This is a genomic window from Rhodococcus sp. P-2 (assembly GCF_016598535.1).
GTDB lineage: Bacteria > Actinomycetota > Actinomycetes > Mycobacteriales > Mycobacteriaceae > Rhodococcus_F > Rhodococcus_F baikonurensis.
In genome coordinates this window covers 961,614-982,124 of sequence record NZ_CP066779.1, presented here as the reverse complement: position 1 = coordinate 982,124, position 20,511 = coordinate 961,614, and the positions used below count along the sequence as shown (strand labels likewise).

At 62.4% G+C, this 20,511-nt stretch carries 3 protein-coding genes; all 3 read left to right on the top strand.

Features of this window, described 5'->3' with window-relative positions; translation table 11 throughout:
- The first annotated feature begins 9 nt into the window (after positions 1-9).
- The 3 genes from I7X09_RS04640 (at position 10) to I7X09_RS04630 (ending at position 20,509) form a co-directional block, all read left to right on the top strand.
- On the top strand, positions 10-13,758 hold the full coding sequence (locus I7X09_RS04640) for a non-ribosomal peptide synthetase (protein ID WP_200315804.1): 13,749 nt from the start codon (positions 10-12) through the stop codon (positions 13,756-13,758).
- Positions 13,759-14,015: 257 nt separating this feature from the next.
- Positions 14,016-19,874, top strand: coding sequence for a non-ribosomal peptide synthetase (locus I7X09_RS04635; RefSeq protein WP_200315802.1), 5,859 nt, complete (start codon positions 14,016-14,018; stop codon positions 19,872-19,874).
- A complete protein-coding gene (locus tag I7X09_RS04630; RefSeq protein ID WP_200315800.1) occupies positions 19,871-20,509 on the top strand; it encodes a histidine phosphatase family protein in 639 nt (212 codons plus the stop codon). The genes I7X09_RS04635 and I7X09_RS04630 overlap by 4 nt, the downstream gene beginning before the upstream one ends.
- Positions 20,510-20,511 lie beyond the last annotated feature (2 nt).

The following is a 20,511-nucleotide window of genomic DNA, read 5'->3' as shown; positions in this document are numbered from 1 at the left end:
GAAGTGTTGATGTCCGTCGGTATGCCGGGACCACAGTCGCTGACGATCGAGGAACTGCCGAGATTGATCGCTGCAGTAGCCGAGGCGGAGCCCGACCGGACAGCGCTTGTTCATGCAGACGCCGAGGTCACCTACGAACGGTTGCACTCGGAACTGACCACACTCGACTCCGCGATGGGTGGTGCGCTCGGCCCGGACGCACTTGTACCGGTCGTGATCTCCACGCTGCTGCCGGAGTTGCTCGCCACACGAGAGGGTGGCCTTGAATCCGTCGTCGGTGCGCTCATCGCCGACGCGACTTCCGTCGTTGCTTTCGAGGCTCCGTCGGTCGTCGAGTCGACTCTCGTAAGTCTGTTCGAGGAGCAGGTCGCGCGTACCCCCGATGCCGTCGCCCTTCGTTTCGGCTCCACGGCGTCGACCTACGCGGAATTCGATCGCCGGGTCAATCAGCTCGCCCGCGAGCTCGTCGCCCGTGGCGTCGGACCGGACACACTCGTCGGCCTGGGTATCCGTCGGTCCGTCGAACTGCTGGTTGCGATGTACGCGATCGTCAAGGCCGGTGGTGCGTACCTACCACTCGATCCCGACCATCCCGCTGAGCGTCTGGCGTATGTGATCGACGTCGCCGCGCCCGTCCTCGTGCTGACGACGTCAGTGGACGCGGTCGGCATTCCCGAAAACGTCGATGTACTGCGGATCGATGACATCGATGTCTCGGCGCACTCAGGCGCGCCGCTTGCCGACGGTGACCGGCTGTCACCGCTGCGCACCGACAATCTTGCGTACGTGATCTTCACGTCGGGTTCGACCGGCAGGCCAAAGGGCGTCGGTGTGTCACACGAGGCAATCGTCGCCAACCTCCGATGGAGGCAGAGCGAATATCCCTTCACCGGCGAAGACGTCATCCTGCAGAAGACGCCGTTTACGTTCGACGTGTCGGTGTGGGAGTTCTTCTGGCCGTTGCAGGTCGGCGCTTGCCTCGTGATCGCGAAGCCGGACGGGCATCGTGATCCGGCCTACGTCGCAGCGACGATGATCGAGTACGGCGTCACCGTTGTACATTTTGTCCCCTCGATGCTCGCGGTCTTCGTCGCTGAACCGCGCGCTTCCGAGATCACCTCGCTACGTTACGTTTTTGCCTCGGGTGAAGCGCTTCCCGCCCAGACCGCCGCGCGGCTGCGCGACGTCAGCACCGCGGAACTGCACAATCTGTACGGACCGACCGAGGCAGCCGTCGACGTCACGTACTACGCAACCGGACCGCAGGACGAGGTCTCCATTCCGATCGGCCGTGCTGTCGCCGAAACAGAGCTACTCGTCCTCGACGACGCACTGCGTCCAGTACCTCCCGGCGTCCCCGGCGAGCTTTACCTCGCGGGGGTCCAGCTGGCCAGAGGGTATGTCTCCCGCCCCGATCTGACGGCGGATCGGTTCGTCGCGCATTCCACCTCGGACGGCGAGCGCATGTACCGAACCGGCGACCTGGTCCGATGGCGCGGTGCCGGCGCCGACCGCCTGCTCGAGTACCTCGGCCGCACCGACTTCCAGGTGAAGCTGCGGGGACTGCGCATCGAACTCGGCGAAATCGAATCAGCGCTACTCGACAACGACGCAATCGCACAAGCGGCCGTTCTCGTCCACTCCGATGCGGCTTTGGGCGACAATCTGGTGGCATACGTGGTTCCCGCATCGGGAGTTGTGCTCGACACCGACGCTCTTGCACGTGAATTGGGTGGACGCCTGCCGGACTACATGGTGCCGTCGCTGTTTGTCGAACTCGAGGCGTTTCCGCTCAATGCCAGTGGCAAGCTGGACCGCAAGGCGCTGCCGGCGCCCGAGTTCACAGCGCAGGTTGTCGAATACCGCGCACCGAGCACCCCGGTCGAGAAGACGTTGATAGCGATCTTTGCCGACTTGCTCGGCCGCGACGATCTCGGCATAGACGACGGGTTCTTCGACCTCGGGGGCAATTCACTGCTCGCGACGCGAGTGGTGGCGCGCGCGAACGCCGAACTCGGCGTGGAACTCGACATGCGAGCTTTCTTCGATGCTCCGACGGTATCCGAATTAGCTTCTCTCGTAGGCGATTCTGCCGGCCGCGGTACGAAGGCTCCTCTCGTTGCACAGGAACGTCCCGACCGGATCCCGCTTTCGCTTGCGCAGCAGCGTATGTGGTTCCTCAACCGCTTCGACTCGACCTCGGCAGTCGATCACATCCCAGTCGTTCTCCGGCTGACCGGAATGCTCGATGCCGCTGCGCTCCGTTCGGCGATCGATGATCTCGTCGAGCGGCACGAGAGCCTGCGTACTGTGTACCCGGAGGTCGACGGCGTCGGCTACCAGCAGATCTTGACCGTCTCCGACGTGGAGCTCGATCTGTCGCCGGTCGCTGTGGCCGAATCCGAGATCACCGAGCGTGTCATCACGGAGATCACCGGGGGATTCGACGTCACCTCACAGGTGCCGTTGCGGGTCAAGCTCTTCCAGGTGGCCGCGTCGGAATACGTCCTTGTATTCGTCGTCCACCACATCAGTGGTGACGGCTTCTCGATGGGCCCCTTGGTGCGCGACGTCGTGACCGCTTACGCGAGTCGGGCGGCTGGCAGCGCACCCGAATTCACGCCGCTGGACGTGCAATATGCAGACTTCTCGATCTGGCAGCGAACAGTCCTCGGCAGCGAGCACGACGCGGAATCGGTGATATCGCGCCAGATCGATTACTGGACACAGCAGCTCGACGGGCTCCCCGAGCGGCTAGACCTGCCGATGGATCGACCCCGCCCGCCCGTCGCGAGTTATCGCGGAGCGTCGCACACGATGACTATCGGTGCGGACGTACTCGCGCGCCTCGAGTCGATTGCGCAGGCGAACAAGGCCACGGTGTTCATGGTATTGCACAGCGCAATCGCCGTGCTGTTGGCGCGTTTGTCCGGAACCACTGACATCGCGATCGGCACCCCGGTGGCGGGTCGTGGCGATCGCGCACTCGACGACGTCATCGGCATGTTCGTCAACACCCTGGTGCTGCGTACCGAGATCAATCCGGCAAGTACATTCGACGAGCTGGTGAACCAGGCACGGATTGCAGACCTCGATGCATTCGGTAACGCTGACGTCCCGTTCGAGCGCCTGGTAGAGGTGCTCGACCCGGCACGCTCGCAGGCACACAATCCGCTGTTCCAGGTGATGCTCGCGTTCCAGAACCTCGGCCAGAAAACACAAAGTGGCGCAACGCTCGGCGGCCTCGAGGTAAGCGGTTTCGAGCTCGAGTCCGCAGTCGCCAAGTTCGACCTCCAGTTCACGGTGTGGGAAGACATCGAGGTCGGCGGGCTGTCAGTCGTCATCGATTATGCGCGTGACCTTTTCGATGCCTCGACCATCGAGACGTTCGGTTCCAGGCTGTCCGTATTGCTCGGTGCGGTCGCTGCCGATCCGGCCGTTCTCGTCGGCGAGATCGATCTGTTCGGCGCCGGCGAGGCAGCCCGCGTGCTCGACTGGTCGGTGGGGCAGCGTGTGTCGATCGGCGACAGATCGCCACTTGCACTCTTTGCCCGGCATGTCAGTCGCGACCGGTCGACGGTTGCCGTCGTGGCCGATGATCGGACCCTCACCTACGGGGAACTCGATGCGCGGTCGTCGGTGCTCTCTCAGGACTTGCTCGCCGCGGGTGTGGGAGCGGACGACGTGGTTGCGTTGGTGCTGCCCAGGTCGTGGCAGTGGGTAGTGGCAATGCTCGCGGTGTGGAAGACGGGCGCCGGTTACACACCAATCGATCCCACGTTGCCGACCGAGCGCGTGAATACATTGCTCGAAGACACCAGTGCCCGCGTGGTGATCGCGTCCGGCGGCGTCCAGACGGCGCTCCCGGTGCTGCGGGTCGAGAGCACTGATGGGGCGGAATCCGGCGATTCTGTTCCGGAATGGGTGGACCATTGGCGTGAGCGGGGCGCAGGTGAGCGTGTGGGATACGTCATCTCGACCTCTGGTTCGACGGGTCGGCCCAAGCCCACGGTCGTACCGATGGCGGGCATCGAGAATACGACAGCCTGGTACCGATCCGAACTTCCGGACGCCGCTGGTGTGGTCGTTGCGTCGTCACCGAGTTTCGATCTCACGCAGAAGAATGTGTGGGGACCGCTTACCAGCGGTGGCAGTGTTCACGTCGCCGCAGCGGGGTTCGACCCCGCCGAGATCCTTCGCGCCGTCTCCGACGACGACGTCCAGGTCGCGAACATGTCGCCGAGTGCATTTGATGCACTGGTCGATGCCGACGTGGACGGCGTCCTCGAATCGCTCGACGTCGTGTTCCTCGGTGGTGAGCCCATTCAGGTTGGTCGGCTCAAAGATCTGATGGCGGCCGGTGTGCGCGTCGTCAACAGTTACGGCCCGACTGAGGCCTCCGACGTAGTGTCCTTCCAGGAGGCGGCACCGGGAGACGTCAACGGAGTCCCCATCGGGATTCCAATTCCGAATATCGAACTCTACGTGCTGGATTCGCGCCTGCAGCTGGTCCCGGCCGGAGTGGTCGGTGAGCTTTACGTGGGAGGTGTGGGAGTCAGCCGCGGATACGGCGGACGCTTCGACCTTACTGCCGAGAGGTTCGTGGCGAATCCGTTCGGGTCGGCAGGCTCGCGGCTGTACCGTACCGGAGACCAGGTCCGGTGGAACGGTTCGGGAGAGCTGGACTATCTGGGCCGCACCGACTTCCAGGTCAAAATCCGTGGACTCCGAATCGAACTCGGCGAGATCGAAGGGGCCCTGGTGGCACTCGATTCGGTATCGGCTGCTGTCGTGGTGGTACACAAGGACAGCCTGGTTGGAGACCGCCTGGTGGCTTATCTGGTACCAGCACACGGGGCCGACGTCGACATCGCGGCGATACGTTCGACCGTCGCGGCGCGTCTGCCTGACTACATGGTGCCGTCCGCGTTCGTGGCGATCGAGACGGTTCCATTGAACGCCAACGGAAAGGTCGATCGGCGGGCCCTGCCCGAGCCGACGTTCGCGACACTGTCATACCGCGCTCCGACCACTGTGGTCGAAGAAACTGTGGCCCAGATCTTTTCGGATGTTCTGGGTGTAGCTCAGGTCGGTCTCGACGACGACTTCTTCGAACTCGGCGGCAACTCGTTGATTGCCACGCGAGTTGTCTCACGGCTCGGTCAGTCCTTGGACACCGTAGTGCCGGTACGACTGCTGTTCGACGTGTCGACGGTCGAGGCCCTGGCCGCACGACTGAGCACTCACACCGGCGACGCGGGGCGGATGCCTCTCGTCCCGCAGGAGCGTCCCGAGCGAGTCCCGCTGTCGTTGGCGCAGCAGCGAATGTGGTTCCTCAACCGGTTCGAGCCGGAATCCGGGGTCGACAACATTCCGGTCGCCGTGCGGTTGACCGGAATGTTGAACACGGCGGCTCTGGCGGGGGCCGTGCGGGACCTGATCGACCGTCACGAAAGCCTACGCACGATCTATCCCGAGATTGACGGCGTCGGTTACCAGCAGGTTCTCGGTTCGGCGGCAGTCGATCTCGATCTGTCACCGGTTCGAGTTCCGGCCGAGGCTGTGGAACTCCGTGTGCGGGAGCTGATCCAGCCCGGATTCGACGTCACGGTCGAGATCCCTCTCCGTACCGCGCTCTTCCAACTTGCCGACGATGAGTACGTGCTTGTCTTCGTCGTCCATCACATCAGCGGAGACGGTTTCTCGATGGTGCCGTTGGTACGTGACGTGGTGACAGCGTATGCGGCGCGATCGCACGGGCGTGCGCCGTCCTGGTCGCCGCTGGCTGTCCAGTTCGTCGACTACACCCTGTGGCAGCGTGAGGTGCTCGGCAGCGAGGACGATCCGCACTCGATCATCTCGGGCCAGGTCAACTACTGGAAGAGCCGGCTCGCGGGAATCCCGGATCAGCTGGACCTGCCGACCGATCGGCCACGTCCAGCCGTAGCAACGAACGGTGGTGCAGAGTACCAATTTGCCATCGAGCAGGGCGTCGTCGATTCCCTCGACCGAATTGCGCGTGAGCATCAGGCTTCGCGATTCATGGTCGTGCACAGTGCATTCGCCGTGATGCTGGCGCGCCTGTCCGGCACCTCCGACATCGTGATCGGTACTCCGGTCGCGGGGCGTGGTGAGCAGGAACTCGACGATGTGATCGGAATGTTCGTCAACACACTCGTGTTGCGGACGAACGTCGATCTGTCGCTGTCGTTCACGGAATTGCTTCGCAGCACGCGTGAGTCGGACCTGCAAGCGTTCGCGCATGCCGACGTGCCGTTCGAGCGCCTCGTCGAAATCATCAACCCGGAACGATCGCAGTCACGCAATCCGCTGTTCCAGGTCATGCTCACGTTCCAGAACGTCGCCCAGGGCAGCGACGAATCGGCCGACATCGACGGCGTCACGGTATCGGCCCTCGACGTCGATGCGTCCGTGGCGAAATTCGATCTGCAATTGACGATCACCGAGCATGACGGTGAACTCCGTGGACTCTTCACTTACGCAACGGATCTGTTCGACCGTAAGACGGTGGCCTCCTTTGTCCAGTATCTGACCGCGACTCTCTCGGCGGTCGCGGCTGCCCCCGCTGGGCCGGTCGGGGACGTCGACGTCGTCGGCGACTCCGATCTGGGGCTGGTCGTCGAGCGCTGGAACAGCACCGGTCACGATGTTCGCGATGTGACGCTGGTGGATCTGTTCGATGAACAGGTCGTCCGCTCTCCCCATTCGATCGCGCTGACCTTCGATGGGAATCAGCTGACGTATCTCGAATTCGACCGGCGGGTCAATCAACTCGCCCGCAAACTCGTGTCGGAAGGCGTCGGCCCGGATACCCTGGTCGGCTTGGCCATTCGCCGAAGCTTCGATTTGCTGGTGGCGATGTACGCGGTAGTCAAGGCCGGCGGCGGCTATCTGCCCATCGACCCCGATCAGCCCGTCGAGCGCAACGAATACGTCGTGTCGACTGCAGCTCCGATCTGTGTATTGACCACAGAGAGAGATGGATTCGACGCTGAGGGAGTGCTGGTAGTCAGGATCGATACCGTAGACCTGTCCGGTTGTTCCGACGCGCCGGTCACCGACGCGGACCGCCTCGGCCCGCTGCGAGGGGAGAACACGGCGTACGTGATCTTCACCTCCGGGTCGACGGGCAAACCGAAGGGCGTTGCGGTGTCACACCGCGCGATCGTCAACCGGCTGATCTGGATGCAGGCCGAGTACAGCCTCCTCGGCGACGACGTGGTCCTCCAGAAGACTCCCTTTACCTTCGATGTCTCCGTGTGGGAGTTCTTCTGGCCGTTGCAAGTCGGAGCTCGACTGGCGATCGCTGCCGTCGACGGCCACCGAGATCCGGCCTATCTGGCCGCGCTGATCGCGTCCGAACGAGTGACCACCATTCACTTCGTGCCGTCGATGTTGGAAGTGTTCCTCGCGGATACGGTCGTCACGAGGTCTTCTACCCTCACCCGAGTCTTCGCATCGGGTGAGGCGCTCGCCCCGCAGGTGGCCGCACAGTTCCGGACGGCTCTTCCCGGAACTGAACTGCACAATTTGTACGGACCGACGGAGGCCGCGGTCGACGTCACCTTCCACGAGGTGACGGACGCCGACACCACCACCATGCCGATCGGCGCGCCGGTCTGGAACACACGCGTTCTGGTACTCGACTCACGACTGCATCCGGTGCCCGTCGGGGTCGCGGGCGAACTCTACCTCGCGGGAGTGCAGTTGGCCCGGGGGTACGTGGCTCGGCCGGACCTGACCGCGGACCGGTTTGTCGCCGATCCGTTCGGACCTGCCGGCTCACGCCTGTATCGGACCGGAGACCTGGTGCGATGGAATGCGTCGGGTGAGTTGGTATACATCGGACGTACCGACTTTCAGGTCAAGCTACGCGGACTACGCATCGAGCTGGGGGAGATCGAGTCGATCCTGCGTGATCATCCGTCGGTCGGTTCGGTGGTGGTTGCCGTCCGGAACGATCAACTGGTCGCGTACCTGACGGCGGCCGGTGAGTCTCTGATCGATTGGCTGGAACTGGAATCGATACTGGGGAAACATCTTCCGTCATACATGGTGCCCACGGCGCATGTTGTTCTGGACGAACTGCCGCTCAACGCCTCGGGAAAACTCGACCGGAAGCAACTGCGCGATCCTGAGGTCGAGATCGCGGTCTTCCGGGAACCCGAATCTGTGGTCGAGGTCGAAGTTGCGCGTATTTTCGCGGACCTCCTCGGTATCGGGCAGGTCGGTCTGGACGACGACTTCTTTGCGCTGGGCGGTAATTCATTGATCGCGACGCAGATCGTCGCTCGGCTCGGGCATGCACTCGACACCACTGTGCCGGTCCGCATCCTGTTCGATGCATCGACAGTGGAGTCGCTCGCGGCGCGAATCGACGTGCTCGTGGGGCGGGGCGGCCGTCCGCCGCTCGAACCACAGGAGCGCCCTGAGTTGGTTCCGCTGTCGATCGCGCAGCAGCGCATGTGGTTCCTGAACCGATTCGATTCGGCGTCCGGAGTGGACAACATTCCGATCGCGATCCGGTTGACGGGGGATCTCGACATCGAGGCCATGCAGGCAGCTCTTCGTGATCTGTTCGAGCGGCATGAGATTCTCAGGACCACATATCCGGAAGTCGACGGTATCGGATACCAGCGAGTCCTCGACACCGTGGATGCACTGCCTGATCTGTCGCCAGTACGTATCCACGAGTCCGTCGTCACCGACCGGGTGGCGGAATACGTACTCGCCGGATTCGATGTCACTGCAGACGTGCCGGTCCGGGCACGTCTGTTCGATCTTGCCGACTCGCAGTACGTTCTGGTGTTCGCCATCCATCACATCAGCGGTGACGGCTTTTCGATGGGGCCGTTGGTCCGGGACGTCGTCTCGGCGTACGCCGCGAGGTCGCAGGGAATCGCTCCGACGTGGAAGCCGCTACCGATCCAATTCGCGGACTTCGCGCTGTGGCAGCGCCGGGTACTCGGTGTCGAGTCCGACCAGGGATCGTTGATCTCGAAACAGATGGAATACTGGAAGTCGCAACTGGACGGATTGCCCGTCGAACTGACCCTGCCGTCGGATCGGCCGCGTCCGCGAGTCGCTTCACACTCCGGTGCCGAGTACTGCTTCGATATCGAACCGGACATGCACGAATCATTGAATCGTGTTGCGCGAGAACATAATGTGTCACTCTTCATGGTTCTGCACGGTGCGCTGGCCGTCCTGCTGGCGAAGCTGTCCGGCACCGCCGACATCGTGATCGGTACACCAGCGGCCGGACGAGGTGAACAGGCTCTCGATGATCTGATCGGCATGTTCGTCAACACTTTGGTCCTGCGGACCGAGGTCGACCCGGGCGAGTCGTTCACTGCACTCCTGTCGAAGGTACGGGACACCGATTTGGCCGGTTTCGAGAACGCTGACGTTCCGTTCGAGCGTCTGGTGGAAGCGCTGGACCCCGAACGGTCGCAGGCGCGTAATCCGCTTTTCCAGGTGGGCTTTTCGTTCCAGAATCTCGGTCAGGGTGCGCACGGATCCGTAGAGATTCCGGGCCTGAGCATTTCGGGTGTCGACATTGCGCCGACGTTGGCCAAGTTCGACCTGCAGTTCACGGTCTGGGAGACTCCGGCTCAGGCGGGCGGGCTCACCTTCGCCGTCACCTACGCCACCGATCTCTACGACGAATCGACGATTGCAGGCCTCGAGTCACGACTGAACGCCGTGCTGACATCCGTCGTCGCCAATTCGTCCAGTGCCGTCGGCGACATCGACATTCTCGGTGAGGACGAACGCCGGACGATACTCGAAGGGTGGGCCACGCCCGGGGCGGTCGTCGACGACTCGACCACTCTGGCCGGACTGTTCGATGCACAGGTGACCCGATCACCGAACGAGATTGCGGTGGTCTTCGGAGACGAGCGATTGACGTATCGGGACATCGATTCCCGCGCCAACTGTCTGGCCCGCACGCTGATCGATTCGGGAGTCGGATCCGAGGACCTCGTAGCGGTCCTCTTGCCGCGATCGGTCGATCTGGTCGTGGCGCTGCTCGCCGTCGTCAAGTCTGGTGCCGCGTATCTGCCGATCGATCCGAGCTATCCGGATGAGCGGATCGCATATACCCTTGCCGACGCGTCTCCGGTGTGCGCGATCGTCGCACCGGATTCGCTGCGGGAACTGCCCTGCCCTTCTGTCTCGCCCCGGGACGCCGCAGCCGACTCCCGCCCCGTGACCGACGCAGACCGCGTGCGGCCTTTGCGTTCGAGAGACCTGGCGTACGTCATCTACACATCAGGATCTACCGGCCGCCCCAAAGGTGTTGCGGTCACTCATCGGAACGTTGTGGAGTTGTTCGCCAACGCGCAGACGGAATTCGCATTCGATTCCTCGGATGTGTGGACTTTGTTCCACAGCTACGCATTCGACTTCTCGGTGTGGGAGCTGTGGGGTCCGCTCATTCACGGCGGTGTACTCGTGGTCGTCGACTTCGAGACGTCGCGTTCGCCAGACCAGTTCAGACAATTGCTGACCACCGAGGGCGTCACGGTGCTCAATCAGACTCCGTCGGCTTTCTACCAGCTTGCGGAGGCGGACCGTGTTTCCGGAGGATCGGACAGTACCGCGTCGGATCTTGCGCTCCGGTACGTGATCTTCGGTGGCGAGGCACTCGATCTCGCACAGCTGACCCGGTGGTACGACCGTCATCCGGACGACTCGCCGCAACTGGTCAACATGTACGGAATCACCGAGACCACGGTGCACGTCTCTTATCTCCCGCTCGATCGTGCGAGCGCGGAGACCGCGACGGCGTCGTTGATAGGTCGACCACTCGACGGCCTTCGGGTGTACGTACTCGACGACCGTTTGCAGCCCGCTGCGATCGGCACGGCCGGCGAGATCTACGTCGCCGGCGGACAACTGGCACGCGGGTATCTGGGGCAGAGTGGATTGACGTCCGGGCGGTTCGTCGCGAATCCGTTTGCATCACACGGCGAGTCGATGTACCGAAGCGGCGATGTGGCGCGCTGGAACCGCGCCGGCCAGCTCGAATACCTGGGGCGTTCCGATTCGCAGGTTCAGCTTCGAGGTTTCCGGATCGAACTCGGCGAGGTCGAGACGGCCCTGCTCCGAGTCGGTGGTGTCGCCCGTGCCGTGGCCGTCGTCCGCAAGGACGCAGATCTGGGCGATCGGCTCATCGCGTACGTCGTGCCCGAGGCCGGTTCGGACCTCGACGCGAGCACGGTCAGCACAAGTGCGGCCGACTTCCTCACCGGCTACATGGTTCCCGACGCGACAGTGTTGTTGGACGCCTTGCCCCTTACGGTGAACGGGAAGCTCGACTCCGCTCGGCTGCCTGCACCCGTCTTCGCTTCCGCCGAATATCGAGCGCCGGTGTCCGACACCGAGAAGGCCGTGGCGACGGTATTCGCCGAATTGCTGGAGGTTCCTCAGGTCGGACTCGACGACGAGTTCTTCGAACTCGGTGGTAACTCATTGATCGCGACCCGGGCGGCGGCACGACTGAGCCGATCCCTCGACGCCACAGTCCCCGTACGGACTCTGTTCGACACCCGGACAGTCGAAGAACTCGCGAGCGCGATCGAAGTCCACGTCGGAACCGGTTCGCGAAAGCAGCTCGTTGCCCAAGATCGCCCCGAGCGCATTCCGCTGTCTCTGGCGCAGCAGCGTATGTGGGTGCTCAACCAGATGGACACCGACGCCTCGACCTACAACATCCCGATGGCGCTGCGTCTGGCCGGGCAGTTGGACGTCGATGCGCTGAAATTTGCTCTGCGTGACGTGATTTCGCGCCACGAGTCACTGCGAACGCTTTACCCGTCCGACGGGCTGGGGCCGGTGCAGCGGATCGTCGGCGCCGACCTCGTGCCCATATTCGGGGAACCGACAGCGGTCCACGACGGCGCGCAGATGTACACGAAGGTCGTCGAATCGACGACCGCCGGATTCGATGTGTCATCGGAGGTTCCGGTACGTACTGATCTTCTCCAGATCGGAGAAGATCAGTACGTGTTCGTACTCGTCGCGCATCACATCGCGGCCGACGGGCAGTCGATGGGGCCACTGGCCCGCGACGTGATGGTGGCCTACGAAGCGCGTACCCGGGGCAGTGCACCATCGTGGAGCCCACTCCAAGTGCAGTACGCAGACTTCGCGCTGTGGCAACGCGACGTACTGGGATCGGTAGATGACGCGGGAACGATCGCCGCGCGCCAACTCGACTTCTGGCGCACAGCGCTCGACGATCTGCCTACCGATGTCGGCTTGCCGACAGACCGACCGCGTCCCGTGGTGCAGTCCGCCGCAGCGGGGGCCGTCCAGTTCACCGTCGACGCTGATGTCCACTCGCGACTGAGCGACATCGCCCGAGCGAAGAACGCCACGGTGTTCATGACAATCCACGCCGCACTGGCGGTCCTGATCTCGAGGTTGGGTGGAGGCTCCGACTTCGCGATCGGTACCGCTGTCGGCGGCAGGGGCGAGCGCGCCCTCGACGATCTCGTCGGTATGTTCGTCAACACACTCGCGCTTCGCACCACGGTCGATGCCGGTGCACGCTTCGAGGATCTCGTTTCGCATGTGCGCGACGTCGACCTGGCCGCGTTCGGCGAAGCCGATGTTCCTTACGAGGAAATCGTGGAGGCGCTGCCGCCTCGGGCGGGGGGCCTGTTCCAAATCGTCCTGTCGCTGGAACCGACCGCCCAGACCGAGTTTGCATTGGCAGACCTGACCATAGGCGCCGTCGACAGCGGAGTCCTGACCACGAAGTTCGACCTTCAGCTCACCCTGACCACCGCAGCGGACGGCCTCGGACTCTCCGGCCTGTGGCTGTATTCCGAGGACCTGTTCGACAAGACCACGGTCGAGTCGTTCGCACAGCGGTTCGTTCGTGTACTCGAGCAGGTCACCGACGATCCGACCAGGCAGGTCGGCGATCTCGATCTGCTGACCGACATGGAGAAGTCCGAGGTCGCCGGCGGCGTTCGCGAAGCCAGCGCAGTCGCGAGCACGACGTTGCTGCCTCAGTTGCTCGCCTCCGTCGTGGAAAGCGACCCGGACGCGCCTGCGGTGGTAACAGACGGCGAGGAGACCCCTTACGCGGCACTCGACGCGAAGTCTTCGCGTCTGGCTCGCCTGCTCATCGAGGAAGGTGCAGGTCCCGGCACTGCGATCTCCATCGGTGGTGGTGTCGATGCCGTGATCGCCTACTGGTCTGTGGTGAAGGCCGGCGCAGCCTTTACCGGGGCGCATCCGTCGGATCCGGCAAGCCTGACCCTGTCGAATGACTCCGACACCTCGACGCTGCTCTTGACGTCACCGGAGATCGAGTCTCGGCTGGCGACGATGTCGGATCGTCCGATCAGCTACGTCGATCGCGCCCGGTCGACAATGGCGGACGATCCGGCGATCGTCGACGGTGACCGAGTGCTGACGTACGGCGACCTGTCGGACTCTCTGGCGGAGCTGCGTAAGCGGTATTCCGTCGACTTCGAGTCGAGGTTGGCATTCGCCGGCGCGGTCGGCTCGCCGGAGCACTCGGTCGCGGTCCTCCTGGCGGCGTCAGCCGGAGCGGCTGTCGTCATTCTCGGTGACGACGAGGCAATCGAAGACTCACTTGCTGACGACTGGGTGACGCATGTGGTGCTTCCGGACGAGGTCCGCTCGGCCGTCGACCGAACCGACTTACCCGATCTCGAGTACGTCCTCGCAACGGGCGAACTACTCGGGTGGTGAGATCGGGCTTCGTCGGCGACCGTGCCAGTGGCCGAATTCATAGGTGATCGTGCCGTTGCCCGGATCGGTGTTACCGGCTGTAACAATGGGCGGTAGGGGTTGGATGTGTTGGGGGAACCCACTGATGCAATTGTGGGTTCCCCGGCGTCCAGTCTGGACAGACCGGTAGTGACAGTTCAGAAGTATGACGCGAAGGTGAGTTGCTCGATGCAGCGTTGGGTCTCCGTACACACCGTTCGACCGCAGGTGGCGGTCGTATGAGTACTGACGACGCGACCCGGCGGAAGACATCTCGCGCCGGCAGGAACGAACGACCGGCACGCACCAGGCGCGCGCGGGTGCCATTGCTGCCTCAGTTACTCGCAGCTGCAGTGGACCTCAACCCAGCAGCACCGGCGATCACATTCGGGGGTCAAACCCTCACTTATGCCGAAGTGGACGCGCTGTCCTCGCGTCTGGCTCGGTTGCTCATCAGCCGCGGAATCGGGCCGGAGGACCGGGTGGCGGTGTCGATTCCCCGCTCCGTCGAGTCGGTCTGTGCGGTGTGGGCGGTGGCCAAGACCGGCGCAGCTTTCGTGCCGGTCGATCCCAGCTATCCTGCAGACCGCGTCGAACACATGATCACCGATTCTGCAGCCTCGATAGGGCTGACCACGGCCGCGTACGCTATCGACCGCCCTCGCAGCGTCCAATGGCTGGAAGTGGACGGCGACGTGTTGACGGCCGAGTTGTCCGGTATCTCCCCGGATCCGGTCTCGTATACCGAACGCGTTCGAACCCTTCGCGTGGATCATCCGGCATACGTGATCTACACCTCGGGGTCGACAGGACGGCCCAAGGGCGTCGTCGTCACCCACGCCGGGCTTTCAGACCTGTGTGCGGAACAGGTCGAACGGTATGCGCTCACCTCTACGTCGCGGACACTGCATTTTGCTTCGCCGAGTTTCGACGCTTCCGTGCTCGAACTGCTGCTCGCCGTCGGTGCAGGCTCGACGATGGTGATCGCGCGTCCGGACATGTTCGGCGGCGACGAACTCGCGGAACTCCTGGTGGCGGAAAAGATCACGCACGCGTTTGTGACCCCGGCAGCGCTGGGTTCGATTTCCCTTGACGGCGCCCACCAGTTCGACAATCTCGCGGTGGTGGTCGTCGGCGGTGAAGCGTGTTCACCCGCGCTGCTGTCCACCTGGGCGCCCGGCCGACGGTTCTTCAACGCATACGGACCCACGGAAGCCACCGTCGCCAGCAACATCGCCGAGTTGACCGTCGATCGTCCCGTGACGATCGGTGGTCCCGTCCGTGGTGTCGGCGTGTTCGTCCTCGATTCTCGACTTCAGCCGGTCGCCACCGGAACCGCCGGCGAACTCTACCTGTCGGGCACCCACCTTGCCCGCGGGTACAACGGCCTGTCCGCAACTACGGCGGCAAGTTTTGTCGCAAATCCGCTCGGCGGCGCCGGGGAGCGGCTCTACCGGACCGGCGATACCGTGCGGTGGATCCGCACCGGCGGCGATGGCGGAGCCACCGATCAGACCGGTGGTGAGCGCGACCTCGAATATCTCGGGCGGGGGGACTCACAGGTCAAGATTCGCGGCTTCCGGATCGAACTGGGCGAGATCAATGCCGTCCTTGCCGCCCAACCCGGAGTCGACTTCGTCGCCACCGTCGCGATCACCGGTTCCTCAGGTGACGCCGCGCTGGTGTCGTATGTCATGGCGAATGCCGACGTCGACCTGGACCCAGACTCGTTGACCGCCAGCGCTCGGGCCGTTCTTCCGCGCCACATGGTGCCTGCATCGATCATGGTCATCGACCGGATTCCTCTCACCCCAGTGGGTAAGTTGGACACCGACAGCCTTCCCGAGCCGATCTTCATCTCGCGTGCGTACCGCGAACCATCAACGCCTGCACAGGTACTCGTGGCAGCGGCCTTCGCCGACCTGCTCGGAGTCGAGAGGGTCGGTGCCGAAGACGACTTCTTCGAACTCGGCGGCAACTCACTTGTTGCAGCAAGGCTGGCTGGACGTCTCGGAGCTGCGTTCGGGACACGCATTCAGGTGAAAACCCTCTTCGAGGTATCGACGGTCGAAGCATTGGCTGCCCGAATCGAAGCCGAGGCGGAGGGGTCCGTCAGAGTACAGCTTGCGCCGGTGATTCGTCCGGAACATGTGCCGTTGTCGCTGGCGCAGCAACGGATGTGGTTCCTGAGCCAGTTCGATTCCGAATCTGCTGTCAACAACATTCCGATCGTCCTCCGCCTGAGTGGTGAGCTTGACACGGTTGCGCTCGCCTCAGCGGTCGGTGACGTCGTAGCTCGGCACGAAGTCCTTCGTACTGTCTACCCAAGAATCGACGGTGTGGGCTATCAGCAAATTCTGCCGGAATCGACCGCAGACATCGACCTCGATCCCGTTCCGTTGGCCGATTCGGCACTTCTCGGCGAACTGTTGACGCTCGTTACCGCCGGATTCGACGTCAGCTCGGCAGTTCCGTTGCGGGTCAAGCTTTTCCAGACGGATCCGTCCGAGTACGTCCTGGCGATGGTCATTCACCACATTTCAGCGGACGGCGTTTCCGTAGCGCCGTTGGTTCGGGACGTTGCGTTCGCCTACCTTGCGCGTGTGGACGGCCGGAGTCCGGAGTGGACACCGCTGCCGGTGCAGTACGCAGACTTCGCGATGTGGCAGCGTGAGGTTCTCGGCGTGGATTCCGATCCTACATCATTGATGTCCGAGCAGCTCGCGTACTGGAAGACGACCTTGCGAGACCTGCCGGAGAAGATCGAACTCCCGGCCGACCGTCCACGACCCTCAATTCTCTCCACCAGGGGCGGCGTCCACCGTTCGGACGTGGACGCTGAATTGCACAGTGCCCTGGAGCAACTCGCACTTGACCACAACGTGTCACTGTTCATGGTCGTCCATGCGGCGCTGGCGGTACTGTTGGCAAGGTCGAGCGGCAGCGGTGACGTGGCGATCGGTTCACCAATCTCTGGACGAGGGGAACCCGAACTCGACGATCTGATCGGCATGTTCGTAAACACCCTGGTGTTACGCACGGCCGTGAACCCAGGAGCAAGCTTCTCCGATTTGTTCGACCATGTGCGTGACATCGATCTGGGGGCTTTCGCCAACGCCGATGTGCCATTCGAGCGGCTTGTCGAAGTGCTCGACCCGGCACGATCCCAAGCGCACCACCCGTTGTTCCAAGTTGCGCTGTTCTTCCAGAACATGGCCGACGACGCACTGGAATTGCCCGGACTGCGTGTCTCCGGATTCGACGCGGGCGTCGACATCGCGAAGTTCGATTTGCAATTGACCGCAGCTCCACGGGAAAACGAGTCGGGGGATGCCGCGGGGATCGTGCTGTCCTGGCTCTACGCCACGGATCTGTTCGATGCCTCGACCGTGTCCGCCTTCACCGATCGGTTTGTCCGCATACTGCGCGCGATGGTCGCAGATCCCGGTTCAGCGGTCGGTGACGTCGAGGTCATGACGGCGCCTGAGCGTGCTTTGGTGCTCGAGTCGTGGAACGACACGTCTCGTCCGGTTGTGGGTGGGTTGTTGTTGGATGGTTTTGATTCTGTGGTGGGGGTTTGTTCGGGGTCGCGGGCGGTGGTGTGTGGGGATGTGGTGCTCTCGTATGGGGAGTTCGATGAGAGGGTTAATAGGTTTGCGCGTTATTTGATTGGTTTGGGTGTTGGGCCGGAGTCGTTGGTGGGGTTGGCTGTTCGGCGGTCGGTTGATTTGTTGGTTGGTTTGTATGCGATTGTGCGTGCGGGTGGGGCGTGGGTGCCGTTGGATCCTGATGCGCCGTCTTCGCGTAATGAGTATGTGTTGGATTCGGCGGACCCGGTGTGTGTGGTGTCGACGGAGCGTGATGGTTTCGTGGCGTCGGGTCGTCGGGTTGTGTGTGTGGATGTTGTTGATGTGTCTGGTTTTTCGGGTGCGCGGGTTTCTGATGTGGATCGGCGCTCGCCGTTGCGGGCGTCGAATACGGCGTATGTGATTTTCACGTCGGGGTCGACGGGTCGGCCGAAGGGTGTGGCGGTCTCGCATGCGGCGATTGTGAATCAGTTGGAGTTCATGCCGGTCGAGTACCGCTGGCCGACGTCTGATGTGTATTTGCAGACGACGGCGACGACGTTCGCTGTGTCGTTGTGGGGTTTTTTCATGCCGTTGCGGGTGGGTGCGGTGTTGGTGTTGGCGGCGGCTGATGGTCATCGGGATCCGGGGTATTTGGCGTCGGTGATTGATGATCAGGGTGTGTCGGTGACGGATTTTGTGCCGACGATGTTGTCGACGTTTTCGTCGTTGGTGGATCCGGGGTTGTTGGGTTCGTTGCGTGATGTGTTGGTGATCGGTGAGGCGTTGCCGGTGGAGGCGGTGCGTGAGTTCGGGTTGGTGTCGTCGGCGCGGTTGCATAATTTGTATGGTCCGACTGAGGCGGCGGTGTCGTTTACGTTTGCGGATGTGACGGCTGCTGGGTCGGGGACTGTGGTCTCGATTGGTGTGCCGGAGTGGAATTGCCGGGTGTTTGTGTTGGATTCGCGCCTTCGGCCGGTTGCTGTGGGTGTTGCGGGTGAGTTGTATTTGTCGGGTGTGCAGTTGGCTCGGGGGTATGTGGGTCGTCCGGATTTGAGTGCGGATCGGTTTGTGGCGTCGCCGTTCGGTTCGGGTGAGCGGATGTATCGGACGGGGGATCTTGTCCGTTGGAACTCGATTGGTGAGTTGGAGTACATCGGTCGTACTGATTTTCAGGTGAAGTTCCGTGGTCAGCGGATCGAGTTGGGGGAGATCGAGGCGGCGTTGGTGTCGCATGGGTCGGTGTTGTCGGCTGCGGTGGTGGTGCGTGGGTCGGCGATGGGTGATCAGTTGGTGGGGTATGTGGTGCCGGCGGTGGGGTCGGTTGTGGATGTGAGTGTGTTGCGGGGGTTTGTGGGGGAGCGGGTTCCGGGTTATATGGTTCCGGCTGCTGTGGTGGTGTTGGATGCGTTCCCACTTAATTCGTCGGGGAAGTTGGATCGGGCGTTGTTGCCGGAGCCGGTGTTCGAGGCTCGGGTGTTTCGGGCTCCGGTGTCGTCGGTGGAGTTGGTGGTGGCGTCGGCGTTTGTGGGTGTGTTGGGTGTTGATCGGGTGGGGTTGGATGATGATTTCTTCGAGTTGGGTGGCAACTCCCTCATCGCGATGAAATTGACCGCCAACTTGAGCAGCACACTCGATTTCGATGTTCCTGTCCGCATGCTCTTCGGCGCATCGACACCCGAATTGCTCGCTGCCAGGATCGAAGATGCTCGGGAATCAGGTTCCGCGACACCGGACGATCATGCGATCGGCGTGCTCTTTCCCGTTCGCATCGAAGGACAGCGGCCACCGCTCTTCTATATCCATGCAATGAGTGGTCTGGCGTGGAAGGCCTCGGGCTTCGCTCCGTATCTAGAGGCAGATACACCGATCTACGGCCTGCAAACTCCCGTAATGACGGAGGCGTGGGCATTACCGACCTCTGTCGACGAGCTAGCGCACCGTTACGTGCGTGAGATGATCGATGTGAATCCGACTGGACCGTTTAACATAATCGGCCACTCAGTTGGAGGGTTCATCGGCCATGCATGTGCTGTTCTTTTACGCGAGCAAGGTTTCGAGGTCTCTCTGTTCATGGTGGACCCACGTCATCCGAGGGAGGTCGACGATGATGTAGCGCTCGAGAACACCCGTGACATGGCAGCTAGTTGGGGAGTGGAACTCGGTGAAGGTGCCGACGCCAATTCTCTTGATCGCAGCCAGATCATCGCTATCGGTAAAACGCTGGACTCGGTGTCGTTCATGACTGAGACACAGATTGGCGCACTTTACGACTTCGCTTCGGCGAGTGGTGAATTGATCTCCGGGTATGCGCCGCGCAAATATGATGGCGACGTGGTGATGTTCCGGGCAGCTGCGGACATGGACATGGACTTCACAGTGACAGACGAATGGAGATCGGTGATCGGTGGACAGATCACTGACATCGATATCGACAGCAATCACACGTCGATGATGCATCCGGACAAGCTCGAGTTGATCGGGCCGATCGTCGCCGAGTACCTACGTATGCAGGAGAAGCGCTCGTCATGACTGATGAAACCCCGGCTCGGTCGGCCGAACCTCGCACTGTCGTGCATTTCGTACGTCACGGAGAGGTGTTCAATCCGTCGAAAGTAATCTACGGCCGGCTACCCGGATACTCGCTTTCCGAATTGGGCAATCGCCAGGCGAAGGCAGTCGCCGAGATTCTCGGTGATCGTCCAATCTCTTCGATCTTCTCCAGCCCGCTCGAACGTGCGATTGAGACTGCCACTCCGCTAGCCGATTTGTTGAATCTACCCATCGAGAAGAACGAAGATCTTGTGGAGTGGGAGGGAAGGTTCGACGGGATCGCAGCGGGAGACCCGAGACTGAAGCCGTCGGTCGGGTTGCTGCTCAAAACGTGGAATCCAGTGACGCCTTCGTGGGGGGAGAGCTACAAATCGATGGTCAGACGTATGTCTGCTGCCCTGGATTCGGCTCGGCGTCGGAGCGCGGGCAAGGAGGGCGTGTGCTTCAGTCACGAGCTGCCCATCTGTACCTTGCGGCGTTCGTTGAGGAGCGAATCATTGTGGCGTCGACAGCATGAACGCGATGTGGTTCACACTTCGATCACTTCAGTCACTTTTTCTGGCGAAGCCCTCGTTGATGTCAGCTATTCCGCAAGCCATGTACCTACGGACTGAGG